The sequence below is a fragment of the Atribacterota bacterium genome (genome assembly GCA_039638595.1).
GTDB classification, from domain to species: domain Bacteria; phylum Atribacterota; class Atribacteria; order Atribacterales; family Caldatribacteriaceae; genus Profundicultor; species Profundicultor thermophilus.
Window position 1 is genome coordinate 1 of sequence record JBDIWM010000009.1, and the last position, 21768, is coordinate 21768.

The 21768-nt window shown below is 47.6% G+C and carries 29 protein-coding genes; 20 read left to right on the forward strand and 9 right to left on the reverse strand.

The features are described from left to right. Positions 1–13 precede the first annotated feature (13 nt). Complete coding sequence (locus ABDK92_03585) at positions 14–700, forward strand: Sir2 family NAD-dependent protein deacetylase (GenBank protein ID MEN3185704.1); 687 nt, start codon at positions 14–16, stop codon at positions 698–700. Here ABDK92_03585 and ABDK92_03590 read toward each other — a convergent pair. From ABDK92_03590 to ABDK92_03605, 4 genes are read right to left on the reverse strand one after another with little or no spacing between them, the layout of a single operon-like run. Next, a complete protein-coding gene (locus tag ABDK92_03590) occupies positions 644–1414 on the reverse strand; it encodes a YdcF family protein (GenBank protein ID MEN3185705.1) in 771 nt (256 codons plus the stop codon). The genes ABDK92_03585 and ABDK92_03590 overlap by 57 nt on opposite strands. Continuing rightward, positions 1414–1782 carry a DUF190 domain-containing protein gene (locus ABDK92_03595; protein ID MEN3185706.1) on the reverse strand — a complete coding sequence of 123 codons (369 nt, stop codon included), beginning with the start codon at positions 1780–1782 and terminating at the stop codon, positions 1414–1416. The genes ABDK92_03590 and ABDK92_03595 overlap by 1 nt, the downstream gene beginning before the upstream one ends. Positions 1783–1786: 4 nt before the next feature. Continuing rightward, positions 1787–2164 (reverse strand): CrcB family protein, encoded by a 378-nt coding sequence (locus ABDK92_03600; GenBank protein ID MEN3185707.1) that lies wholly within the window; start codon positions 2162–2164, stop codon positions 1787–1789. Positions 2165–2177: 13 nt separating this feature from the next. Then, positions 2178–2783, reverse strand: a complete 606-nt coding sequence (locus ABDK92_03605; GenBank protein MEN3185708.1) for a DUF6062 family protein — start codon at positions 2781–2783, stop codon at positions 2178–2180. A 170-nt stretch (positions 2784–2953) separates the two neighbouring features. On the opposite strand from ABDK92_03605, the gene flgF reads away from it, so the two are divergent. The 19 genes from flgF to ABDK92_03700 are packed head-to-tail and all read left to right on the forward strand — an operon-like array spanning position 2954 to position 17113. Next, a complete protein-coding gene (gene flgF / locus ABDK92_03610; protein ID MEN3185709.1) occupies positions 2954–3712 on the forward strand; it encodes a flagellar basal-body rod protein FlgF in 759 nt (252 codons plus the stop codon). Positions 3713–3728: 16 nt separating this feature from the next. After that, complete coding sequence (flgG, locus tag ABDK92_03615; GenBank protein MEN3185710.1) at positions 3729–4517, forward strand: flagellar basal-body rod protein FlgG; 789 nt, start codon at positions 3729–3731, stop codon at positions 4515–4517. A 5-nt stretch (positions 4518–4522) separates the two neighbouring features. After that, entirely contained in the window at positions 4523–5476 is a 954-nt protein-coding gene (flgA, locus tag ABDK92_03620) for a flagellar basal body P-ring formation chaperone FlgA (GenBank protein MEN3185711.1), read from the forward strand. Further along, complete coding sequence (locus tag ABDK92_03625; GenBank protein MEN3185712.1) at positions 5473–6069, forward strand: flagellar basal body L-ring protein FlgH; 597 nt, start codon at positions 5473–5475, stop codon at positions 6067–6069. Before flgA ends, ABDK92_03625 begins: the two co-directional genes overlap by 4 nt. A 13-nt stretch (positions 6070–6082) precedes the next feature. After that, positions 6083–7198, forward strand: coding sequence for a flagellar basal body P-ring protein FlgI (locus ABDK92_03630; GenBank protein ID MEN3185713.1), 1116 nt, complete (start codon positions 6083–6085; stop codon positions 7196–7198). Beyond that, the gene (locus ABDK92_03635; GenBank protein ID MEN3185714.1) at positions 7179–7541 is read left to right on the forward strand and encodes a rod-binding protein; all 363 of its coding nucleotides are present in this window, start codon (positions 7179–7181) and stop codon (positions 7539–7541) included. Before ABDK92_03630 ends, ABDK92_03635 begins: the two co-directional genes overlap by 20 nt. Beyond that, entirely contained in the window at positions 7501–7917 is a 417-nt protein-coding gene (locus ABDK92_03640) for a hypothetical protein (GenBank protein ID MEN3185715.1), read from the forward strand. The genes ABDK92_03635 and ABDK92_03640 overlap by 41 nt, the downstream gene beginning before the upstream one ends. A 56-nt stretch (positions 7918–7973) precedes the next feature. After that, positions 7974–8288, forward strand: coding sequence for a flagellar biosynthesis anti-sigma factor FlgM (gene flgM / locus ABDK92_03645; protein ID MEN3185716.1), 315 nt, complete (start codon positions 7974–7976; stop codon positions 8286–8288). Further along, complete coding sequence (gene flgN, locus ABDK92_03650; GenBank protein MEN3185717.1) at positions 8288–8797, forward strand: flagellar export chaperone FlgN; 510 nt, start codon at positions 8288–8290, stop codon at positions 8795–8797. Before flgM ends, flgN begins: the two co-directional genes overlap by 1 nt. 11 nt (positions 8798–8808) lie before the next feature. Then, positions 8809–10209, forward strand: coding sequence for a flagellar hook-associated protein FlgK (gene flgK, locus ABDK92_03655; GenBank protein MEN3185718.1), 1401 nt, complete (start codon positions 8809–8811; stop codon positions 10207–10209). A 9-nt stretch (positions 10210–10218) separates the two neighbouring features. Next, on the forward strand, positions 10219–11397 hold the full coding sequence (gene flgL, locus ABDK92_03660; protein MEN3185719.1) for a flagellar hook-associated protein FlgL: 1179 nt from the start codon (positions 10219–10221) through the stop codon (positions 11395–11397). A gap of 13 nt (positions 11398–11410) precedes the next feature. Further along, positions 11411–11839 (forward strand): flagellar assembly protein FliW, encoded by a 429-nt coding sequence (locus ABDK92_03665; GenBank protein MEN3185720.1) that lies wholly within the window; start codon positions 11411–11413, stop codon positions 11837–11839. Positions 11840–11852: 13 nt separating this feature from the next. Continuing rightward, the gene (csrA, locus tag ABDK92_03670; protein ID MEN3185721.1) at positions 11853–12098 is read left to right on the forward strand and encodes a carbon storage regulator CsrA; all 246 of its coding nucleotides are present in this window, start codon (positions 11853–11855) and stop codon (positions 12096–12098) included. A 52-nt stretch (positions 12099–12150) separates the two neighbouring features. Further along, the gene (locus tag ABDK92_03675) at positions 12151–12918 is read left to right on the forward strand and encodes a TlpA disulfide reductase family protein (GenBank protein ID MEN3185722.1); all 768 of its coding nucleotides are present in this window, start codon (positions 12151–12153) and stop codon (positions 12916–12918) included. Further along, positions 12905–13471: a hypothetical protein gene (locus ABDK92_03680; protein MEN3185723.1), complete on the forward strand. Its 567-nt coding sequence runs from the start codon at positions 12905–12907 to the stop codon at positions 13469–13471. The genes ABDK92_03675 and ABDK92_03680 overlap by 14 nt, the downstream gene beginning before the upstream one ends. Further along, positions 13468–14163, forward strand: a complete 696-nt coding sequence (locus ABDK92_03685; GenBank protein ID MEN3185724.1) for an LptA/OstA family protein — start codon at positions 13468–13470, stop codon at positions 14161–14163. Before ABDK92_03680 ends, ABDK92_03685 begins: the two co-directional genes overlap by 4 nt. Positions 14164–14178: 15 nt before the next feature. After that, entirely contained in the window at positions 14179–14916 is a 738-nt protein-coding gene (gene lptB, locus ABDK92_03690) for an LPS export ABC transporter ATP-binding protein (GenBank protein MEN3185725.1), read from the forward strand. Position 14917: 1 nt separating this feature from the next. Then, on the forward strand, positions 14918–16003 hold the full coding sequence (locus tag ABDK92_03695) for an LptF/LptG family permease (GenBank protein MEN3185726.1): 1086 nt from the start codon (positions 14918–14920) through the stop codon (positions 16001–16003). Positions 16004–16012: 9 nt separating this feature from the next. Further along, positions 16013–17113, forward strand: a complete 1101-nt coding sequence (locus tag ABDK92_03700; protein MEN3185727.1) for a DUF3084 domain-containing protein — start codon at positions 16013–16015, stop codon at positions 17111–17113. Here ABDK92_03700 and ABDK92_03705 read toward each other — a convergent pair. The 5 genes from ABDK92_03705 to ABDK92_03725 are packed head-to-tail and all read right to left on the reverse strand — an operon-like array spanning position 17096 to position 21728. Then, positions 17096–17998: an AEC family transporter gene (locus ABDK92_03705; protein ID MEN3185728.1), complete on the reverse strand. Its 903-nt coding sequence runs from the start codon at positions 17996–17998 to the stop codon at positions 17096–17098. The genes ABDK92_03700 and ABDK92_03705 overlap by 18 nt on opposite strands. Continuing rightward, the gene (locus ABDK92_03710) at positions 17980–18765 is read right to left on the reverse strand and encodes a fumarylacetoacetate hydrolase family protein (GenBank protein ID MEN3185729.1); all 786 of its coding nucleotides are present in this window, start codon (positions 18763–18765) and stop codon (positions 17980–17982) included. The genes ABDK92_03705 and ABDK92_03710 overlap by 19 nt, the downstream gene beginning before the upstream one ends. Further along, positions 18737–20140, reverse strand: a complete 1404-nt coding sequence (locus ABDK92_03715) for a radical SAM protein (GenBank protein MEN3185730.1) — start codon at positions 20138–20140, stop codon at positions 18737–18739. The genes ABDK92_03710 and ABDK92_03715 overlap by 29 nt, the downstream gene beginning before the upstream one ends. Beyond that, on the reverse strand, positions 20137–21228 hold the full coding sequence (locus tag ABDK92_03720) for an isocitrate/isopropylmalate dehydrogenase family protein (protein ID MEN3185731.1): 1092 nt from the start codon (positions 21226–21228) through the stop codon (positions 20137–20139). Before ABDK92_03720 ends, ABDK92_03715 begins: the two co-directional genes overlap by 4 nt. 23 nt (positions 21229–21251) lie before the next feature. After that, entirely contained in the window at positions 21252–21728 is a 477-nt protein-coding gene (locus tag ABDK92_03725) for a TlpA disulfide reductase family protein (GenBank protein MEN3185732.1), read from the reverse strand. Between the last annotated feature and the right edge of the window lie 40 nt (positions 21729–21768).

Sequence of the window (21768 nt, forward strand, 5' to 3'; positions counted from 1 at the left end):
TTTCCGGGAACATATTCCCTGGCTGGTTCTGACCGGGGCAGGGATTTCCACGGAAAGCGGTATTCCCGATTTTCGGACACCTTCTTCAGGTCTTTGGGCGAAACATAACCCCATGGAGATTCTCTCCAGGGATGTGCTTTTGTCAAAACCTCAAATTTTTTATCAGGTGGGATTTCAAGTTCTTATGTCCTTTCAGGATGCCCAGCCCAACGAGGCACATTTCATCCTGGCCGAGTGGGAAAAGAAGGGTTGGATTGTTGGCGTAGTGACCCAAAATATCGACGGTCTGCACAAAAAAGCCGGTTCTAAGAGGGTAATGGAAATCCACGGCCATCTTCGTTCGGGGTCGTGTCTACGCTGTGGAGAGAGTGTGCCGATGGAAGTCCTGAAAGAGAAAACCGCAAGAGGGGAAATCCCTCCGCGGTGCCGATGTGGTGGGATTTTGCGCCCGGATGTGGTTCTTTTTGGAGATTTGCTCCCACCCTCTTTTGAGGAGGCGGTACTCCTCGCACATCGGTATCCACTATTGGTTATCGGTTCGAGTCTTCAGGTTTCCCCAGCCAATTTTTTGCCGACTTATGCCCCGCATCTTGTGATTGTGAATATTGGTGAGACTCCTTTTGACCGTAGAGCTCGGTGGGTGTTACGGGACAGGGCTAGCGTAGTTCTTCACCGGCTTTATGAGGCGATAGAAGAGTAACCCCCACCATTCGTGGAAAAACGATGAAAAGACGGATAGGGCTTCAGAAGAAGGTAAAAAATCTTCCAGGGTGATTGGTTTTCGGTCACATACCGGGTGGGCCGGCACCGGAATGGGGTCACTTTCAGGGTAAAAGTGGGTAAAAGCGAATAACGCTCGGCGAAGATGGGCCTGGGAAGAAACCAGGTAAAATGTGGTAATGCCACATTCTTTGAGAAGGGGGGTCACGAACTGGGCATTTTCCCAGGTGGTTCGCGCACGGTTTTCTACGATGATTTTTTCTGCCGGGACTCCAAGGCGAAGGAGGAATTCCTGCATGAGTTCTCCTTCGCCTTGCGGTTCTTTCCCCCATAGTGTGCCACCGCTCACCACACAGGGTAAATGTTCCTTCTGAAACAGGAAATAACCCTGTAAAAGGCGCATGGCTGAAATAGGATGGAGCGTTTGCATTCCGGTTCTCTGGTCAAAGAGTGTGCCTCCACCTAAAATGACGATGGCTTCAGGTTTTCCTTTTTCAGGAGGATGAGGGAAATCGAAGTAGGGATAGAGCAAGCGTGTACCCAGCCCGGTGGAAATGAGATACATGAAGGCAAGAAGAGTGAGGAAAGCATGTTTTTTGGTTCTTGACGGCATACAGAGCCAGATAAGACACCCCAGGAGGAAAAGTCCAGGAGGTTCGAGAAACGCGCCACCGATTTTCTGAAGAAAAAACATTAGCGAGCGGTTTCCTTTTTAGGGTTGTCCTGGTGCGAATTCCCTTCGTAGAGAATGATGCGTACTTTTTCTTCGGTAACCAGCCCCTCTTTCACAGCTTTATCAAGGATGGGCTTCACTCTCTCAATTTTTTCTTCTTTGTCGACCACCTCAACCACGATGGGTAAATCGGTGGAGAGGCGAAGAATAGAAGTGCTCTGAAGAATGCTTTTTTTCCCGAATCCGGCAATTCCCCGGAAGACGGTGGTACCGCTCAGGCCTTCCTGACGAAACACTTCCACCAGATACTGATAGAGCGGTTTCCCTTTATACCGATCCTGTTCACCGATAAAGATGCGCAAAAGGACTGCTTCTTCCTCTCTTTTCATCGCTTTATCTCCAGATTATGGTTGCCACTATTTTACCAAAAAGGCAGGCTCCGAACCCAAAAACCACGTTGCCCAGAAGGTCCAAGAGGAAGAAGAGATGTTCCCCCGCCTCGAGAAGTCGTAACGATTCATATTCGAGCGAAGAAAAAGTGGTAAACGCTCCGAGAACACCGATAGCAAGGAAAATGCGAACCTCCCGGCTTACCAGGCCTCCGTATTCGGCTGAGTACATGAGAACACTCAGTAGAAAGCTACCCACGACGTTGATGACGAAGGTGCTCAGGGGAAAATTCAAAGTATTTTTTTGGATTATGTCCCCGACGATGAAACGAAGTAGTGCTCCAATAGCACCACCAAAGCTTACCAAAAGCACGTCTCTCATTGACTGCGCTCCTTCATTTCCTTTCTTTTTTTAGGGATTTCCCGGCAAAAAATTCCAGAGTTTCCTGCCAGGATAGTGCTTCTTTTTCCTGAACGGGAAGACGAGACTTACGATAGTCAAACTTTTCAATGAGTCCAGAAAGAGATTGCTGGATGGTATGAAGCGCGTTCTGGGTGAGTCTCCCGATTTCTTCCGTTAATTTTCCTTCATTCTGAATACTTACCAGATGACGCGTGCAGAGGAATGTTCGTTCTCCCCAGAGGGGTTTCAGTTCTGCCCATCGTTTTCGCAGGATGGTCAAGAGATGGTGTTCTTTCTCTTTGAGAGCCTGGCAAAGGGGACAACCCGATGCCGTTTTCTGGTCCTCAAAATAATGACTCAAGAGGTCCTGGTAGAGGATGGCAATCCCGAGGATAGAGTTCCGTTCCTCGAAGACGAGCTCGGTATGCGCTGGGCAGAAACCGCCACCGAAGATAATTTTTTTGCGGATGGCAGGGTCATTGATCAGTTCATAGAAAAGGGTATCAAGATAACGCCTGGTCGTGTCTTTTTCAATCTTACAGAACGGACACCCTGGTTGAGATACGGCATTTTGTAAATCGTAAAAAATTCTGTCCATTGTTTTTCTGAGTTTCGATTGAGAAATTGATTATGCCGCATTATTATATCACGTCAGGTTTTAATTTTGGGTAGTTGAACAATAGAACGGAACTTGGGAAAAATAGTGTTCTTCCGCTGCTATTGGCAAAAAATTTTATCTTTCTTTTAGTGAATAGGGGAGGTGAAACGGTGATTCGCGGAATTTACACGAGCACTTCGGCACTCAATGCCTATGAATTAAAACAGAGTGTTCTTGCAAATAATCTTGCCAATATCGATACTCCGGGTTTCAAGAAGGATGTTTTTTCTGTGAAGGGTGCGGAAGATGTGGCGCTCGCTCGCTTTACAGGGAACGAAAATCCTGTGTTTCTGGGAGAAATGAGTTCGGGCGTTCAACCGGGTACGGAAGCGTATACCGATTTTTCCCAAGGACGCATTGAATCGACCGGAAATCCCTTTGACCTGGCGATCGAAGGAGAGGGATTTTTTGTGGTGGACATGGGAGGGCAAGAAGCGTATACCAGGGCAGGGAATTTTACTCTGGATGGGGAGGGAAGGCTGGTTACGCTTTCGGGATATCCAGTGCAGGGGAAAAATGGAGAAATCATCATTCCTGGTAAGGGAACGGTGATGGTGGACGAGCAAGGCCAAATTCGTGTGGACGGCGAGGTGGTTGACGAACTCCGTATCGTGAATTTTGGAGAGAAATCGGTATTGAAAAAGGAAGGGAAGAATCTCTTTACCTTGCGAGATGGAGAAATGCAGCCAGAAGAGGCTCAAGGATTTCGGGTGCGGCAAGGGTTTCTGGAAAAGTCCAATGTCGATATCGTTGAAGCGATGGTGGACATGATTTCCGCCTTGCGGGAATACGAAATAAGCCAAAAGACCATTATGAGTCATGATGAAGCTTTAAGTCGGGCAACCAATGAGATTGCCCGGTTGAGCTGAGGAAGGAGGTTTCAGGATGATTCGAGCGCTATGGACGGCAGCTACCGGAATGCAGGCCAAGCAGATGGACCTTGATGTCATCGCCAACAATCTGGCTAATGTGAATACCACGGGGTTCAAAAAAAGCCGGGTTGATTTCCAGGACCTGATGTACCAGATAATTCGGGTGAAAGGGACACCCACTTCCGATGAAACTCAGGTTCCTTCGGGAATTGAGGTGGGATTAGGAGTGCGACCGGCTGCGGTGCAGAAGATTTTTACCCAGGGTGATATTTATGAAACGGGAAACGCTCTGGATCTTGTCATTGAGGGTGATGGGTTTTTCCAGGTACTCATGCCCGATGGGACCATTGCGTATACTCGGGATGGGTCGTTTAAACTTGATGCTCAAGGTCGGATGGTCACAAGTGATGGTTTTCCTCTTGAGCCGGCGATTACCATTCCGCAGGAAGCAGAATCAGTGACTGTTGCCCAGGATGGAACAGTAACGGTGAAAATACCGGGGGAAACAGAACCACAGGAAGTTGGAGTTATTGAATTAGCGCGTTTTGTCAATCCAGCTGGGCTTTTGAGTGTTGGACGTAATCTCTACCTGGCGACCGCTTCTTCCGGTGAAGCGCAGCTCGGGACACCGGGACTCGGTGGTTTCGGGACGCTGGCGCAGGGTTTTTTGGAAACTTCAAATGTGCAGATTGTGGAAGAAATGGTCCGGATGATCAGTGCACAGCGGGCTTACGAGATCAACGCCAAGGCAGTGACCACAGCTGATGAGATGATGAGTATCGCGAATGCCATGAAGAGGTGAATGAGTTGAATTGGTTGTTCTCCCTTCTCGTCGCTTTTTGTTTTCTAGTGGAGGGAGTAGCCGGAGCACTCACCTTACAGGTGGATTTAAAGGCTCATGTTGAGTGCCGTGCCGGTCGGCTCACCATAGGAGATGTGGCAATCGTTTCCTATCCTGATAAACAGTGGGAGGAGCGAATTCGCAAGCTTGACCTTGGATATCTTCCACCGTTGGGTGAGGTGCGTATCGTGAAGCCTAAGGAAATTTACCAAAAGGTGGTGTCCAAAAACATTCCTGGTCTTGACTATATCTATTTTCAAGGGAGTGACTGGTGCCAGGTGGTGGTCGTGGGACAGAAAATTGACCGGGAAACATTAGCAACCCGCCTGGTACGAATGCTCAAGGAAAGGTTTTTCCCCCATGCGCAAGAGGTGGAGGTGGAAATCCTGAGTTCAGGGGAGGATTTGGTTATTGGCGAAGGAAGTTCCTTTGATTTGGAACTCTCCTCGGTTAAAACCTGGGGGATTAACAGAGGTACCATTCGTGAACTTGGAGGCGAGGCGCGAATTCCCTTTACTTTTGCAGTGCGTGTTTATCGGGAGGTAATCCGTGCTGCTCGGGATATTCTTCCCCAGGAAACCATTCAGGAAGAGGACCTCAGGCTTGAGGTAGAGCTTCTCTCTGCAGAAAACGAAAAGGCACTGTCCAGTATCGACCAAGTTCTGGGGAAAAAGGCGAAAAAGAAACTGGGTGCGGGAGAGGTGATTACCGAGAATACATTGGCGCAAGAAGCCCTGATCCAGAGAGGTGACCTGGTGACCATTGTGGCACAAAAAGGAGGGATTGTGGTGACTGCGGTGGGAAAAGCCCGGGGAAGCGGTTTGCTGGGTGATATGATTGTGGTGGAAAATTTGACTTCTCGCAAAAGAGTGGAAGCCGAAATTGTGGGTGAACGGATGGTGCAGGTGAAGGTGAAATGAGGAAGCTGGCATTCGGAGTATTGCTTTTGTTTTGCCTGGTGTTGGTGGAAAGTGTGTTTGCTGCGTCACTATGGACTGACGATGGATGGTTTTCGGATCCCTATTCAGATCGAAAAGCAGGGAAAGTCGGTGACATCGTAACGGTGATCATCGAAGAAAACACCAAAGGGAACAATACGGCGTCTTCTTCAGGAGGGAATAGTACACGTATCAGTTTAGGGGCCGGACAGGGCATTTTTGACTTTATCCCTCCTGCGAAACTGGAACATTCCAGCTCTCAGCAAAGTCAGCGGTCATATCAGCGAGGTATCAGTTTGCAGGGTGTCATTACCTGTCAGGTGGTGGAAGTGCTGGAAAGTGGGAATTTGAAAATTGCTGGGAAAAAAGAAGTGTTCCTGAATAAAGAACGGGAAACAATTTATATTGAGGGGATTATCTCGCCCCAGGCGCTATCAGCAAGTAATACCGTTTCTTCAACCCAGGTTGTCGATGCTGTGATTCGGCTGGAAGGAACACTCAAACCAAAGAAACGGAATGGTCTTTTGGGCATTTTCGAGGGTATTTTTGGTTCCATCATGGATATTCTTTTCTGAGGGATGTTGGACGATGAAAAAAGGAATGGTGGTACTTCTATTCTCCTTTATTCTGGGATTCTGGATTCCGTTTCAGGCTTTTGGGGAAACGGTGCGGATTAAGGATATCACCGAAGTGGAGGGAGTTCGGGGGAACCAGCTCGTGGGGTATGGTCTGGTGGTGGGTTTATCGGGAAGTGGTGACAGCCAAAATAGCCTCTTTACCAATCAAGCCCTGGGGAATGTGCTCGAAAAATTGGGTTTAACGATCAATTCTCAAGCAGTACGAGCAAGGAATATTGCCTCGGTCATCGTAACGGCTGAACTTCCCCCCTTCGTGGTCGCGGGAGAAAAAATCGACGTGATGGTTTCTTCTATGGGTGATGCAAAAAGCTTGCAGGGTGGAGTACTGCTTTTAACCCCCCTTAAAGGAGTCGATGGGAAAGTTTATGCCGTAGCGCAAGGACCGATATCGGTGGGTGGGTTTAGTGCCGGTGGAGGAGGAAACCAGGTGCAGCGGAACCATCCTACGGTCGGGGTTTTGTCTGGGGGGGCGATTGTGGAAAGAACGATTGCGACGGACTTTTTTAACGCCGATAAAGGAACTGTGACCTTTCTTTTACGGGAGCCAGATTTTGTGACGGCTTCCCGTGTGGTTCTGGCCATCAATGAGGAACTGGGAGGAGATAAAGCGAAGGCTCTCGATGCCAATCGAGTGGAGGTGAGTGTTCCTAACCATTATCGTGGTCGGATATCACAGCTTGTGGCACTTCTGGGAGAACTTCCGGTTGAGCCAGATGTACCGGCACGGGTGGTAGTGAATGAGCGGACCGGGACGGTGGTCATTGGTGGGAACGTGCGGATCTTGCCTGTTGCTGTTTCTCATGGTAATCTAACGGTAACGGTGAAAACGGAGTATAAAGTGTCTCAGCCTCCTCCTCTTTCAGGTGGAGAGACGGTGGTTGTTCCTCAAGAGGAAGTGAGGGTAAGGGAAGAGGAGGCTCGCCTTTTTCCGGTTCGTTCGGGGAATACCATTGAGGATCTGGTCAGCGTGCTCAACAGTTTAGGAGTGAGCCCCAGAGACCTCATCGCCATTTTGCAGGCGATCAAAAAAGCTGGAGCGTTGCAGGGTGAACTCATTTTGGAGTGAGAATATGGAAGTCACTCAGGTTCAGGAAACAACGTCACGAATAGAGCCAAAAATGGAAAAACGTCTTCGCTCGGCTTGTGAAGATTTTGAGGCATTCCTTTTGAGTTTTGTGTTTAAGAGAGCGTTTCAGCCAGTTTTTGGGTCGTCTCTTTTTTCTACCCAGGAAGAGCTCTGGTTCCGAGAGATGTGGCTTGAGGAAGTATCGAGAAACTTGGCCCGTCAGGGAGGGGTAGGGATAGCCAAGATGCTTTTCCAACAGTTGGTTAAGGAGAATAAGATTGAGTGCAAGGCGGCTGAGAACCTTGGTTCTGGCTCGGTGCAGGCGGTGTGGAAAAGTATTTAATAAGGTGATAGAAAAAGACCTTTGCCCAGCTTGCCTGGAAGAAGAAGAGGAAGAATTTCAAAAGGTTAAAACTTTTTTTCGGGAACATCCTCGAGCGCGTCTTGATGAAGCCAGTCGAGAAACCGGCGTTGATAAAAAAACCATCATGCAATTTTTGAAGGATGGGAGATTACAGCTTGTACCCCATCAGGGAGAAGTTCCGGAAGAAAGTCTTTTCTGTGAACGATGCGGTAAGCCGATTCCACAGGGTCGATTGTGTGAAGAGTGTAAGAAAAAAGTCAGCCTCCTCATTTCACAGAGCTTAAAAGAGGGATTAAACTCCTCCCCCAGTTTTTACTTTAAGGATGTCATCGAAAAAAAGCTTGAGAAACGCTAAAGAAATTGACGGGGAAACCGATATAATAGTATAGAAGCAGAAAGAGGGGGTAGGAGATGAAGATTTCTCATAATCAGGTGGAGAGCATTTTAAGGCTCTACGCCGATAGGATTCAAGGGAGTGGAAAAAAGAGGAAAAGCGCAATAGAGGAGGGAAAACAGGATACCGTTACGTTTTCCTCCCATGTCGAAGAAATCAAGGAATTGTATGCGCGATACAATGAAATTCCAGAGGTGCGCGAGGAATTGGTAAAGAGTATCCAGGAGCGTTTAAGCCGGGGTGCGTATCAGATTGATGGCGAAGAGGTGGCCCGGAAGATGATTCAGAGGGAAATGGTGGACTTTTTAGTGAATAGGAGTGGATTTGATTGATGGATGGGGAAAATTTCCTTGCTTTCCTCTTGACTCTGTTGGAAAAGGAAACGCAATTCCAGAAGGAGATTTTGCGCTGTGCCTGGAAGAAAAGGCAGTGTTTACTCAAAAACCGGATGGAGGAATTGAGCGAGCTTTTGGAACGGGAAGGAGAATTGGTGTTTCAGGCAAAAGAAGTTGAAAGGAAAATTGAAAGGCTCTGGAAAGAGAGAGCACCTCTTTTAGGGTTCAATTCCGAAAAACTGAATATTTCTGATCTGGCTACTCTGGTGGGAGGGGAAGAGGGAGAAAAGTTTTTGGCAGTACAACAAGAACTCAAAGAGGTTGTGATGGAACTCCAGAGGGTCAATCATGAAAATGCCATGATTATTCGGGATACGCTGAATTATATCGAAGTCATGTTTTCCATCATTCTAAGGGAGTTTGATCGCAAAGAGCAGAGTTACGGTTGGTTTGGTACCGGGTTTGAGAATGGCCCCCGTGGTCTCATTATTAACGGGGTAGTGTAAGGAGGCCGAAAATGAGTAGCGAGTTCTATGGTTTGGAAATCGCCAAGAAAACCCTGCAAGCACAGCAGCTGGCAATGAATATCTCTGGTCACAACATTGCCAACTCGAATACTGTCGGATATACCCGGCAGGTTCCCAAGTTCGTTCAGCAAACTTCTTCTCCTATCGGTCTTTTTACGCTTCCATATATCAAGAATATCAGTAGTGGAGTCGTGTTGGAAGAAGTACAGCGTGTTCGGGATCGGTATCTTGACCTTCAGATTCGTCAGGAATCTCGGCGTGAGGCTTACTGGAGAACAATGGGTGAAGGGTTAGGGCAAATCGAGCTTATTTTTGGTGATCCGAGCGAAAGTGGTCTCTCGAACATCTTTGATGGATTCTGGAATACCTGGCAGGAGTTGGCTGCCGCTCCTGAGTCGTCCGCGGCTCGAGTTCTGGTTTCGGAAACAGCGAATCTTTTAGCGAAGGCTTTTAACGACACTTATGGCCGGTTAGAAAAACAGCAGTTGCAAGTAAACGAAGAGATTGCCATTAAGGTGGCAGAAGTGAATAATTATCTGCAGCAAATTTATGATCTCAATCATCAGATTGTTCGGCTCGGTGCAGGTGGGGGCAATACCAATGATTATCGTGACCAGCTCGATGTTTTGGTTGATAAGCTCTCCAAGGTCCTGAGTGTCCAGGTTAAGGATAATGATAATGGAACATATACGCTGATTTTGCAGGGTCAGATTTTGGCCAATAGCGAGACCAGAAGCGAACTCTTCTTGGGGACGGATCCGGTTACCGGCTTTTATACAGTGGGGCTTGGTGCTTCTGGGGAGACACTGAACCTTTTGTACCAGAATGGAGAGTTGAAGGCTCTTTTTGATTTGCGGGATGGGAGCTTAGAGGAATATAAGGGTTATCTGAATCAGTTAGCTATGGACCTGATGGATGCTGTGAACGGTTTGCACCAAACCGGTTATACTCTGGAAGAACCGCCGGTTCAAGGTAGTACCTTTTTCGTTGGTTCTGGAGCTTCTAATATGGCCGTGAATCCGGATATCCTGGTCGACGAGCGTAAGATTGCTGCTTCCTCAACGGGTGCTGTTGGTGACGGGAAGGTTGCTTTAGCCATTGCTGAACTGCGAGGAGAAAAAATCATTGATGGTGCTTCTGCAACCCCGGATGACTACTATCGAGGTTTTATGTCCCGTCTGGGGACGCAAAAAAGCGAAGTGAATCGCCTTGTCTCGAATCAGAAGCTTTTGGTGGAAGAGTTAGAAGCCCGTAAAGAATCGGTTTCAGGGGTTTCTCTGGATGAGGAAATGACCAACCTCATCAAATATCAGCATACGTATGAGGCAGCTTCGTTTTTGGTGAATACGATTGATGGTATGCTGGAGACGTTGATTTCCTGGTTACGGTAGGTGGTGGAGATGCGAGTTACGCAGCGAATGATGACTGATCGAGTGATGCGGAATCTCCATAGTATTACTTCTCGGCTTTTGGAGATCCAGGATCAGCTTTCTTCTGGGAAAACCCTGCGCCGTCCTTCTGACGATCCGGTGCGCTTCAATCGGGTGTTGAATTTACGCACTTCTTTGAATAAACTTGAACAGTACTATGCGAATGTTGCGGGTGCCGTTGACTGGTTGAACCTCATGGATTCCAGTTTGGGGCAGACGGTTGATGTACTGCAGAAAGTGCGTACTTTTGCTATTGCAGGAGCGAATGGAACGCTAACCCCTGAAGATCAGTCTGTCATTGCGGAAGCGGTGGAAGAAGCTTTGAAGGAGCTTCTCCAAATTGCCAATACTCATTCTGGAGATAAGTACCTCTTTTCCGGTACCCAGACCTTGACCCCTCCTTTCGCCATTACTGGTGGTACGGTGAAATACTGGGGTGACGGTGCTTCGATGGTTCGAGCCATAGATGAAAAAACGGTCATGGAGATTAGTTTCCCAGGGGATCAAATTTTCTTCCGTGGTTTTGAGGTATGGAGTACAAATCCCATTACTTTGAACAATGGGGATAGCTTCTCGATTAATGGGGTTACGATTACCATCGATGGTTCTATCGGAAGTGTTCAGGACCTGGTAAATCGAATTAATAACGATGTTACCCTCAAGCAGTCAGTGTATGCATATTTCGACGGTTCTCGTCTCTTTTTGCGTTCCCGTTCAGATGCTTCCTTCACCCTTTCTGATGTTTCGGGCACTCCTTTGCAGGATTGGGGAATTTTGGATGCTGGTGGCGTGATCATCAATTCGCGGGAGGCAGGAGGGGTGTTCAGGGTGGTTCAAGAGCTTATTGCTGACCTTCGTTCTGGGAACCAGGAAAAGATTTCTGGTGAGGACATCGCTAATCTGGATGCGGTGATTGACCAAGTACTCAAAATTCGTTCTCAAGCTGGGGCGAAAACCAATAGATTGGAGAATGCTTTGAGTCGGTTTGACGATTTTAAACTGAGTTTTAAGGAGCTTCTTTCCAAAAACGAGGACATCGATCTTGCGGAAGTGGTGATGTATCTTCAGGAACAAAAAAGCGTGTATGAAACTGCTTTGGCTGCTGCTGCTCAGGTGATTCAACCGACCCTTTTACAATTTCTTCGTTGAGGAGAAGACGCCATTGAAGGTACGGACCAGGTATTTTGGGGAAATAGAAGTGGGGGAAAACGAGGTCATCCTTTTCCCGTGGGGTATTCCTGGTTTTGAACATCTCAAGAGATTTCTCCTTTTGGAAGAGAAGGCTTTTTTCTGGTTGCAAAGTGTGGATGAAGAAGCGGTGGTTTTTGCTGTATGCGATCCATTTCTCTATTTTCCAGGATATGAAGTGGAAATCCCTTCGGTGGAGTGCGATGTTCTGGGTCTCTCTAAGGAGAGTGATGTAGTGGTTTTGGCTATTATGAATTTTAAATCTTCCCGGGAAATCGGGGTGAACCTTCTGGCTCCAATTGTGATAAACTGTAAGTTGAGAATGGGAAAGCAGATTATCTTGGAGGATACCAAGTATGAGTTGTGTCACCTGCTCACTCTGGAGAAAACCGCCACCAGATGAGGAAGGCTGATCGATGCTCGTCATCACGAGGAGAATCAACCAGAGTATTCGTATTGGGGATAAAATCGAGATAAAAATTGTCGGCATTGACAAAGGAAAAGTCAAAGTGGGGATTTCTGCCCCTTTAGATATTCCCATCTATCGTGAAGAGCTGTATCAATCTCTGGTTGAAGGGAATCGGGGTTCGGTTTTTGCTTCGCAAGACATGGTTTTTTCCCTCCGGAAAGTTTTGATACCGACTTCTTCTTCCGAGAAATAAAATCCTTGCTCTTTTGTTATGCACTGGAAAGAAAGAGATGGGAGGATGAAATATGCAAGCGACGAAGCGTTTTGTACTTATTGCGGTAATGGTAGTTATGATTTTTGTCTGGACTTTGATGGGGGAGGCCAAAGAAGCTCCTCTTTTTGGGTTACAAGGTCTTGATGGGAAAGAGTACTCCCTGGAAGGTTTTCGGGGTCATCCTGTGGTGTTGGCTTTCTTCCATGTTAACTGTCCATACTGTGGTCAGACCCTGGTCCTTTTAGAAAAACTCTATCAGGAGTATCGTGATAAGGCTTTTCTTTCGGTTTTGGCTATCGATATGGGGGATACCAGAGAAGAAGTAGAACGACTCATTCGCAAAATTGGGGTGAGCTTTCCAGTGCTTCTTGATACCGATGTGCTGGTTTCGGCGGCATATAATGTGATGTATGTTCCGACTGTATTTTTTGTGGACCCTCAGGGGAATCTGGTAGACGGATTTATCGGGGCACAGAAGGAAACGGTGGTGAGAAACAAGCTGGATAGAATTCTCTGGTTCCGGGGACTCAAAGCTGCAGAAATCAGGAACCTCATTTCCCTCACCGAAAAGGTTATGGTGCTTGATGTAAGAAACAATGCCACCAATCCCTTTTCACAAGGGGGAAACGTCGAATACAAAGTCATCCGGGATTTGACAGAGGAATTACCGCGCCTCAACCCCCAGGATGTATATGTTTTGCTGGTTTCTTCTAATCAGGAAGGAATAGAGTGGGGGCTGAAGATGGCTCAGGCCGGTTTTACCAGAGTTTATTATCAGATGGTCGATGCCTCCCTTTAGGTTCGAAAAAAATCTGGTGTTGCTTTTTGCTCTTTCCCTATCTCTGTTGATTGTTTCGGTGGTTCGTTTCTGGGTTTTGGAAGGACGTTTCGTTTTTCCTCCTTCATTTTCCTTGGGTGAGTCGCCCTTGCGATTTATGGTTCGGTTAGAAGAAGCAAAAGTCAGCAGGGTTGGAGAAAAGGGGAAGGAATGGGAGTTCTGGGCTAATACAATTGAACAGAGTGATGATCGGATTACTCTGACCCAGGTGGGAGGTATCGTATTCCAAGATAAAAATCCCCTGTACCGTTTGAATGCTGTAAAAGGACTGGTGTCGCTTTCTGCTGGTGATGCCACGTTGTGGGAAGTGGAACTGTACGAGGAAAGGGGAGATACGATAATTCGGGGCGAAAAACTTTTGTTCGTGAGTCAGAGGAAGGAGTTCGTCGTATACCAGGTGGATATGAAAAGTTCGAACATGGAGGCGCATTGCGGAAAATTGGTTTATAATGTAGCTCAGGGAAGAATGACTTGGGAAGAAAATGTGGAGATTCGTATCGGGCTATCGAAATGAAAAAATGGTTTTTTTTCTTGGTGATTGTGAGTTACGCATTGTGGTGTGTTTCTGGAGGGCTTGCTGAGGAAAAAAGCCAGAGCCCTGCAGTGGTGATTCGTACCCCGTCAGCTGAGTACGATGAAAAGAGTGGGAAAATTACTGCTCAGAACTCAATCGTGGAGTGGCAGGGGATAAAGGTCACCTGCCCTTTTATTGAAGTTGATACAAAAACTCAAGAGGTGCGCAGCAGTGGGGACATTGGTATTACCTGGGAAGACTTTAATGCCAAAGCACAAAGTCTTTTCTATCGGCGTGCAGATAATGTGCTTACTATGGATAACGTATCCGGGGGTAATGCAGAACTCAAGTTCACGGCTCAAAAAATGAATCTCGATTTTGTGCGGGGGGTGATTCGATTTTCCGAGGCTCCTTCTTTTCAGACCAAAGACGTGGTTTTACGGGCTCAAGAAGTGGAGTACTCCCTAAAAGGAAAGGCCTGGTGGGCGAAGAAAGTGAACTTAGAAAGAGGGGATTGGAGAGGCCAGGCGCAGAAGGCTCACTATTCCCCTCTGGAGCAGTACGTACTTCTGGAGGGGAAGGCAGAGGTTTTTAAAGGTGAAAATGTTTTGCGGGGAGAACGCATTCGTCTTGATCTGAATACCGGTCAAGTTCGGATTGAGGGAGACGTGGAGATCAACATCCTTCCGTGAGAAAGAGGTACGGGTTTGACGAAGAACAATTGGCAGGAGCTACGCGGAGACCATCTTACCAAAGAATACGATAAAAGGAAAGTCGTCAACGAAGTTACTGTTATGGTCCGCCGGGGTGAGATTGTGGGATTGTTGGGACCGAATGGGGCTGGGAAAACCACCACGTTTTACATGTTCGTTGGTTTGGTGCAACCCACCGGTGGAAGGGTTTTTCTTGACGCTGTGGAGTTAACGCGTCTCCCCATGTACGTGAGAGCCAGAATGGGTTTAGGATACCTTCCCCAGGAACCATCGGTTTTTCGGCGGCTTTCAGTGAAGGACAATCTGGATTTGATTCTGGAAATGCAGGGTCTTGATAGGATGGCAGTGAGAAGAAGAAGGGAAGAACTACTGGAGGAGTTCGGCATTGCCCGGTTATCGAATTCGCTGGCCAGTTCACTCTCTGGGGGGGAACGCCGACGTTTGGAAATTGCTCGGGCCCTGGCTTCCTCTCCCTCGTTTCTCTTGCTTGATGAACCTTTTACCGGTATCGATCCCATCGCGGTAGAGGAAATTCAGGGGATTGTACGGTATTTGGCCCAGAAGGGTATTGGGGTTTTGATTACCGACCATGCTGTGCGGGAGACACTGGCGATCACAGATAGGGCATATATTATATTTGAAGGGAAGATTCTGGTCTCCGGAACCCCTCAGGAAATTGTGCAATCTGAACTGAGTCGAAAATATTACCTGGGGGAGCGTTTCAACCTCTAATATGGTGATTCTGGATCGCTACATCGTGAAACAGGTGAGTTTCCATTTTCTGTCTGGTGTTGCTCTGTTTGTGGCTCTTTTAAGCGCTGGAGATTTGTTGTTTCGTCTGGCCAAAATGTGGTTACAGCAAGGGATTACTGGATGGAGGGTCATCATGATTTTCTTTTATAGTCTTCCTTCGTTTCTGGTGTACGTCTTTCCTATGGCGGTGCTCTTGGCGATTCTTCTCACTGTCGGGAGGATGTCTGGAGACAGCGAGTTGGTGGCGTTGCGGGCGGGGGGAATCAGTCTGTGGCGATTCACCATGCCTTTCCTCCTTTTTGCCATCTGGGTCTGCATCGGAACAATTTTGCTCCAAGAGGGGATTTTGCCCTATACTGCTCTTAAGCTGAAGGACATGTGGAAAGAAAGTTCTGTTGCGAACTGGCTCATTCAGGAAAATACTTTTTTTCGTGACTTGACTGAGGGTGGTGTGGAGAGGATTTTCTACGTGCGTAACGTCAATGTGGAAGAAGCACTCCTTGAGGGAGTAGTCGTCCAGGAATACAATCGAGGGATTTTGCAACGAATCATTAACGCGGATCGAGCGTTAAACCGGGAAGGAAAATGGATTTTTGAAAAAGGTGTGGCGTATGAAGTGAACGATAAAGGAGAGGTAGAGCGCGTGGTTCGCTTTACACGGGAGGAAGTAAAGACCGAAGAGGACATTCAGGAGGTGCTCAAAACACAGAAGAAACCTCAGGAAATGAGTTTTGTGGAATTGAGGGATTATATTGCAAAAGAGAAGGAGCGAGGACAACGGACTGAGCGCCTGGAGGTTATTCTCTGGCAGAAAACCGCAATTCCTTTTGCTTGTCTTGTTTTTGTCCTTTTGGGGACTTCGCTGGGCATTGTTTCTCCTCGAGCGGGGAGAGCTCTGGGAATTGGTTTAAGTGTTCTAGTGGTTTTTGGATACTATGTCCTGTTTTCTGTGGCGAGCACTCTGGCTGAAGGAGGAGTCTTCTCTCCTATTCTGGGAACCTGGTTCAGTAACCTGGTGGGATTAGCAGCGGGAGGGACAATACTCTGGTGGAGAGAGAGGAAATGAGGGATCAGGATGGATAAGAGTGGATGGTTGTTAATTTTTTCCATTATTCTTTTGAGTGGGATCATTGCCTATCTTGGGGACATTCTGGGACGACGGATTGGGAAGCGCAAGTTGTCTTTGTTGACGTTACGTCCTCGGTACACGGCGATTCTGGTGAGCATCGTCACTGGAATTTTGATTGCCGGTACCACTTTGGCGATTTTGAGTATTGCTTCTCAGGATGTGCGGACCGCTCTTTTTGGAATGGCTGAGCTGAAGGAAAAGCTGGAGAGCTTAAACCGCGAGGCTTTGCAAAGGAACATGGAGCTAGAAGGTACCAAGAAGACCATCAGTGCCTACCAGGAAAGAGTGGCTGAATTGGAGACCAGAGAGAAAAACCTGCAGGCTTCCAAGATGGTTCTGGAACAGAATGTGGAGGAACTCAAAGCACAGCGACAGACTTTACAGGAAGAAGTACAAACCCTGCAGGTCGAATTGGATCGACTTCGGGCAAATATTATGGCGATTAGACAGGGAGAAATTGCTTTTCAGGATGAGGAGGAAATTCTTCGGGTGGTGGTTTCGCCGGGGCTTCAGGAAGAAAAAGCCAGAGAATACCTCTTGTCGCTCATTGCCAGGGCGGACCCCATCGCAGCGGGTCGTGGGGCCGGCATGGACCGTGAGGGTCGAGGGAGAATATTTGTTCTGGAAGAAAACCTGGTTGAAACGGTGAGAAAGATTGGGAAAAGTGACGTGCCCCTTGTGGTACGACTGGTTTCTTCGCTCAATACGCTCCGAGGGGAACCGGTGATCGCCCGTTTTGTGACGATTGAAAACCGGAGGGTCTTTTCTTCCGGGGAGGTTATTCTCAGAAAAGAGGTTGAGATTGAGAGGAGGAAAACGAGAGTAGAAATTGTTTTAGGAGAAATTCTTCGAGAGCTCAATGTTTTGGGAATCGAGCGAGGGGTTCTGCCCCAACAGGGGAAAGTTGGTTCAATTCCAGCCCTGAATTTGACCGAAGTGACCAGAACCTTAGAAGAAAAAGACGGGAAGGTGTTTATCGAAGCCGTGGCTGAGGGAGACATCTTTACCGTTGGTCCGATGCGGGTGTACTTACGGGTGAAAGAGTAACCCCCAGAGTGGGAGTGTCAGGAAAGCGATGAGGGTGGTTACAAAGATTACGCTGGAGGAGAAATCGACGTCCAGGTGGTAGAGGGAAGCGAGAACATAAGAACTCATCAGGGTGGGTGTGGCAGACTCGAGCACCATCACTTGACGGTAGAGGCCTGGCAAGGGGTACAGGCGAGTAAGCAAAAGCATAACCAGAGGAAGGAAGAATAATTTGGTCGCGGACGCCACAAGAAGAGGCCGGGTATTGCGCCAAAGATGAGTTCCAGAGAGCGCAAGGCCAATGGCCATCATGGTGAGAGGTACTGTAGCGTCGGCCAGGCGTTTAATCGATTCTTGGAGGAAGGGCGGAAGAAGGATTCCGTGAAAGGTAATTCCCGCCAGGAATGCCAAGAAGGGGGGGAGTTTGAAAATTTCCCCCAGGTTTTGGAGTGCGAATTTCCCATTTCGACCGTAGGTACAGAAGAGCACTCCCACGGTGTACACTGAGAGAAAATTACCCATCTGGTCGAAAAAGATTGCTGGTGGTAACCCCTTTTCTCCGACCATAGCCAGGATGAAGGGATAACCCAGGAAGGCCGTGTTCCCAAACGATGCACCCATAGCAAAGCTGACACTGGTAGGTACAGAGAGTTTCAATCCCCGGTGGGCTAGGAAATACGAGAGTAGAAAAAAAATACTGATAACAGGATAGGCTAAAAGTGGGATACTCCAGAGTTGGAAATTGAGGGAGGAGTTTTGCAGAGAACGAAACACGAGGCACGGAAAGGTCACATACAGTACTAGTTTGTTGAGTAATGTGGCGGAATCTCTGGGGAGCAATCGTCCCAGGCGTAGGGAAAAACCCAGGGCGATCATGATGAACATGGCTATAAGGATTTGGTACATAGTTCCTTTTGGACCTCGTTACGCAAGGTCCCGATTCCCTCGATTTTGACTTCCACCACATCGCCTGGGTGGAGTGGTCCGACTCCAGAAGGAGTACCGGTGGCAATCACGTCTCCTGGAAGAAGCGTCATAACCTGGGAAATGAACGACACCAGTTCCCAGGCGGAAAACAAAAGTTTACAGGTGTTTGAGCACTGCCTGAGGTCACCATTGAGATAACACTGAACGGTGGCATTGTGGGGATCGAGATCCGTTTCAATCCAGGGTCCGAGAGGGGAGAAAGTATCAAACGATTTGGCACGGGTCCACTGACCATCTTTTCTCTGGAGATCCCGGGCGGTAACGTCGTTAAAGCAAGTGTATCCCAAAATATACTCTGGAACTTCCTCTTTCGGTACGTGGCGAGCACGTTTTTTAATCACGACCGCTAATTCTGCCTCGTAATCGACCTGTTTTGAGCTTTCGGGAAGAATGATTGGGTCTCCAGGACCGATTACTGAACTTGATGGTTTGATGAAGATGATGGGATTTTCTGGTACGGGATGACCAAATTCCGCAATGTGGTCCTGATAATTGAGGCCAACAGCCACAATCTTGGTAGGTCGGGTGGGCGAGAGGAGGCGTAATTGAGCAAGAGGGAAATGTTGACCGGAAGGTTGGCAAAGTGAATGAAAAGGGTTTCGAATTTCCGCTACCATTTCATTCTCATATAAAAATCCCCAGCAGGGAGTCCGTTTTTCAGGGTGTAGAAAACGAAGAATTTTCATGGTTCAACCTCTTTCGCAAATAATGTTTCTCTCTTTGAGAAGCCAGAAAAGGAATATGGGTAACGAGGTACTTCTTCATAAAATTAAACACTTCTGTGAAACGCTCTTTCCGGTAAAATTCAAAGTAAGCTCTGATAAGCAAACGTCGCAATTCTTTGGGTTTCAGGGTATCGAGCTTGATCACGGAGTGGGCACCGTCAAACAGTGACCAGTTGGTGGAAAGAAGACGCTTCTCTCCCACAAATTCATCGTAGAGACGTGTTCCTGGAAAGGGGGTAAGGAGGGAAAACTGAACGATATCCAGGTTCAGATTTCTGGCAAACTCAACGGTTTTTTTTATGGTTTCTTTGGTGTCTTTGAGGCTTCCTAGAATGAAGGATCCCCAGATATGCACGCCGTATTTATGGAGGATGTCAATGGCTTTCTGAGTTGCCTCAAAGGTGAGATTTTTTCGATACTCATCTAAAATCGATTTTTCAACACTCTCTAAGCCCAAATAAACCATTCGCAGACCAGCCTTGACCATTTTCTTAATCGTGGATTCGTTTCTGGCTATGGTATCAGCGCGGGAAAAGCACCACCATTTTATTTTGAGACGGTTGCGTTCAATTTTTTCACACAGTCGCTCCACCCTTTCTGGAGAAAGGGTGAAGTTGTCGTCAACGAACGCTATCCCCCGGTAGCCAAGGTCAAAATAGAGCTGTTCCAGTTCCTGGAAGACGTTTTCAGGTGAACGCGCTCTCCAGGATTTGCCAGAGAAGCGGGAAGAAACACAAAACGTACATTCAAAGGGACATCCTCGGCTGGTGAGGACGCTCATGAGCGGTTCTCCTTCGATCTGGGTCATCCAGTATTTGGAAAGAGGAAGAAGGTCCCAGGCAGGAAAAGGAAGGCGATCAAGATGCTGAAAGGGTTTTCGGGGGTTAGTGCGAACGAGTTGTTCATTTTTAAGGAAAGAAATTCCTGGAACCTCAGCAAGGCTTTTCCCGTTTTCAAGGTATTCCAGAAGTTCCAGAAAGGTTTCTTCTCCTTCACCTCGAATCACCACATCCACGAGTCCAGAGCGCAGTACTTCTTCATCCTGGAAAGTCGGATGATATCCCCCCATGACCACCAGCCGCTTTTTGGCTTTGGCTATCCTTGCGGTTTGAAGCGCAGCATAGATGGTGTTGGTCAGAGCAGAAATTCCCACCACGTCGTAGTGGTCCAGGCGCTTTTCTAAATCCTTGGCTTTTTCGACCTGAAGATCCAAAATGTGGATTTCATGGTGTTTCCGGGCAAGGGAAGCGAGATACGCCAAACCCAGCGGGGGAAGCTTGAGTCCAATATAATGGTATATACCCTGAGGAGGGGGGTAAAGAAGAAGCACTTTCATCCCATGCGTTCCCTCAGTTTTTCGATGATGGCTTCTCCAACTTCCCAAGTGGAAGAAGCAGTGGGGTCATCGGGTGAAGGTTTCAGGTCATAGGTTACTTTTTTCCCTTCTCGAATCACTTCGGCGACTGCCCACTCTAAAAGATCGGCTCTTTCTTTTTCTTGAAGGTATCGGAGCATCATCACTCCCGAAAGAATGGTGGCAATGGGGTTTACTTTTTGGAGACCCCGGTACTTTGGGGCACTGCCATGGGTGGGTTCAAAAACGGCATAGTGGTCTCCAATGTTCCCCCCTGGTGCGACACCCAGTCCACCCACCAAACCTGCTCCCAGGTCTGACACCACGTCACCATAGAGGTTTGGAAGTACCAGAACATCATACAGTTCCGGTTTTTGTACCAGTTGCATGCACATATTATCCACGATTCGATCTTCAAAAACAATGTCCGGGTAATGCTGGGCCACGCTGCGAGCCACTTCCAGGAATAAGCCATCAGAATATTTCATGATGTTTGCCTTGTGCACCGCAGTTACCTTTTTTCGCCCGTTTTTTCGGGCATACTCAAAAGCAAAGCGCACAATTCGATCAGTACCATAGACTGAGATGGGTTTAAGGCTGATTCCAGAATCGGGGCGGATTTTTCCCTTACCCATTTTTTCGATTACTCCAATAAGTTCCAGCGTTTCTGGTTTTCCTTTCTCAAACTCCACACCAGCATAAAGGTCTTCGGTGTTTTCCCGGATAATGACGATATCAACGTAGCTATAGCGCGAACGAACACCGGGATAGACCTTGCATGGTCGTACACAGGCATAGAGATCCAGTTCTTTGCGTAGAGCTACGTTCACACTGCGGAATCCGGTCCCCACTGGGGTAGTAATCGGCCCTTTCAGAGCCACTCGATTGCGTTTAATGGAGTCAAGCACTCCCTGGGGGAGCGGTGTGCCATATTTTTCGATGACATCTGCTCCAGCTTCCTGGATTTCCCACTCAATGTCGATGCCGGTGGCTTCAATCACTTTTCGAGCGACCTCCACAATTTCTGGTCCTGTTCCATCTCCGGGTATAAGAGTGACTCGATGGCTCATGATTTCTCCTCCCCTTTCGTTGTTTAAAGAATGGTTGCGAGGTTGGTTTTAAGGTCTTCCTGTGGTATTTTCCCTGCCTTAGAGTAGGTAATTTTTCCCTTTTTGTCGAAGAAGACGATATGGGGAAGAAAGAAAACCCCAAAGTTTTTACTCACTTCCAGAGTTTCATCCACCACCACAGGAAAGGGAACTCCGTATTCCTGTACGAAATCTGCAATCTCTTTTTTGTTACGAATTCCCACCCCAATCATGACCAAACCTTTTTCTTGATGAGTACCATACATTTCTTTCAAGAAAGGCATTTCGTCTTTACAGTCCCCACAGCGTGGCGAGAAGAACACCAGGATAATGGGACGACCAGCAAATTTTCCCAGGTGAAGAATGTTTCCTTGTAAGTCTTCTAGGGCGAAGTCCTGGTCAAGATACGGATGGAACTGAGCAAAGAAAAATGCAAAAACCACGAGACCAACTGGTAAAAAGAGCGGAAGGAGTTTTTTCATTTTCTACCCTCTTTTTTCAGCTTATTTATCCTGTTTGGAT

What these genes read in the sequence shown, in the direction of transcription:
- ABDK92_03725 (MEN3185732.1), bottom strand. Translation starts at nt 21,728, where the DNA reads ATGAAAAAACTCCTTCCGCTCTTTTTACCAGTTGGTCTCGTGGTTTTT.
- ABDK92_03625 (MEN3185712.1), top strand. Translation starts at nt 5,473, where the DNA reads ATGAGGAAGCTGGCATTCGGAGTATTGCTTTTGTTTTGCCTGGTGTTG.
- ABDK92_03630 (MEN3185713.1), top strand. Translation starts at nt 6,083, where the DNA reads ATGAAAAAAGGAATGGTGGTACTTCTATTCTCCTTTATTCTGGGATTC.
- ABDK92_03600 (MEN3185707.1), bottom strand. Translation starts at nt 2,164, where the DNA reads ATGAGAGACGTGCTTTTGGTAAGCTTTGGTGGTGCTATTGGAGCACTA.
- ABDK92_03590 (MEN3185705.1), bottom strand. Translation starts at nt 1,414, where the DNA reads ATGTTTTTTCTTCAGAAAATCGGTGGCGCGTTTCTCGAACCTCCTGGA.
- ABDK92_03675 (MEN3185722.1), top strand. Translation starts at nt 12,151, where the DNA reads ATGCAAGCGACGAAGCGTTTTGTACTTATTGCGGTAATGGTAGTTATG.
- csrA (MEN3185721.1), top strand. Translation starts at nt 11,853, where the DNA reads ATGCTCGTCATCACGAGGAGAATCAACCAGAGTATTCGTATTGGGGAT.
- ABDK92_03715 (MEN3185730.1), bottom strand. Translation starts at nt 20,140, where the DNA reads ATGAAAGTGCTTCTTCTTTACCCCCCTCCTCAGGGTATATACCATTAT.
- flgM (MEN3185716.1), top strand. Translation starts at nt 7,974, where the DNA reads ATGAAGATTTCTCATAATCAGGTGGAGAGCATTTTAAGGCTCTACGCC.
- ABDK92_03605 (MEN3185708.1), bottom strand. Translation starts at nt 2,783, where the DNA reads ATGGACAGAATTTTTTACGATTTACAAAATGCCGTATCTCAACCAGGG.
- ABDK92_03700 (MEN3185727.1), top strand. Translation starts at nt 16,013, where the DNA reads ATGGATAAGAGTGGATGGTTGTTAATTTTTTCCATTATTCTTTTGAGT.
- ABDK92_03595 (MEN3185706.1), bottom strand. Translation starts at nt 1,782, where the DNA reads ATGAAAAGAGAGGAAGAAGCAGTCCTTTTGCGCATCTTTATCGGTGAA.
- ABDK92_03695 (MEN3185726.1), top strand. Translation starts at nt 14,918, where the DNA reads ATGGTGATTCTGGATCGCTACATCGTGAAACAGGTGAGTTTCCATTTT.
- flgK (MEN3185718.1), top strand. Translation starts at nt 8,809, where the DNA reads ATGAGTAGCGAGTTCTATGGTTTGGAAATCGCCAAGAAAACCCTGCAA.
- flgG (MEN3185710.1), top strand. Translation starts at nt 3,729, where the DNA reads ATGATTCGAGCGCTATGGACGGCAGCTACCGGAATGCAGGCCAAGCAG.
- ABDK92_03705 (MEN3185728.1), bottom strand. Translation starts at nt 17,998, where the DNA reads ATGTACCAAATCCTTATAGCCATGTTCATCATGATCGCCCTGGGTTTT.
- flgL (MEN3185719.1), top strand. Translation starts at nt 10,219, where the DNA reads ATGCGAGTTACGCAGCGAATGATGACTGATCGAGTGATGCGGAATCTC.
- ABDK92_03680 (MEN3185723.1), top strand. Translation starts at nt 12,905, where the DNA reads ATGCCTCCCTTTAGGTTCGAAAAAAATCTGGTGTTGCTTTTTGCTCTT.
- ABDK92_03710 (MEN3185729.1), bottom strand. Translation starts at nt 18,765, where the DNA reads ATGAAAATTCTTCGTTTTCTACACCCTGAAAAACGGACTCCCTGCTGG.
- ABDK92_03720 (MEN3185731.1), bottom strand. Translation starts at nt 21,228, where the DNA reads ATGAGCCATCGAGTCACTCTTATACCCGGAGATGGAACAGGACCAGAA.
- ABDK92_03685 (MEN3185724.1), top strand. Translation starts at nt 13,468, where the DNA reads ATGAAAAAATGGTTTTTTTTCTTGGTGATTGTGAGTTACGCATTGTGG.
- flgN (MEN3185717.1), top strand. Translation starts at nt 8,288, where the DNA reads ATGGATGGGGAAAATTTCCTTGCTTTCCTCTTGACTCTGTTGGAAAAG.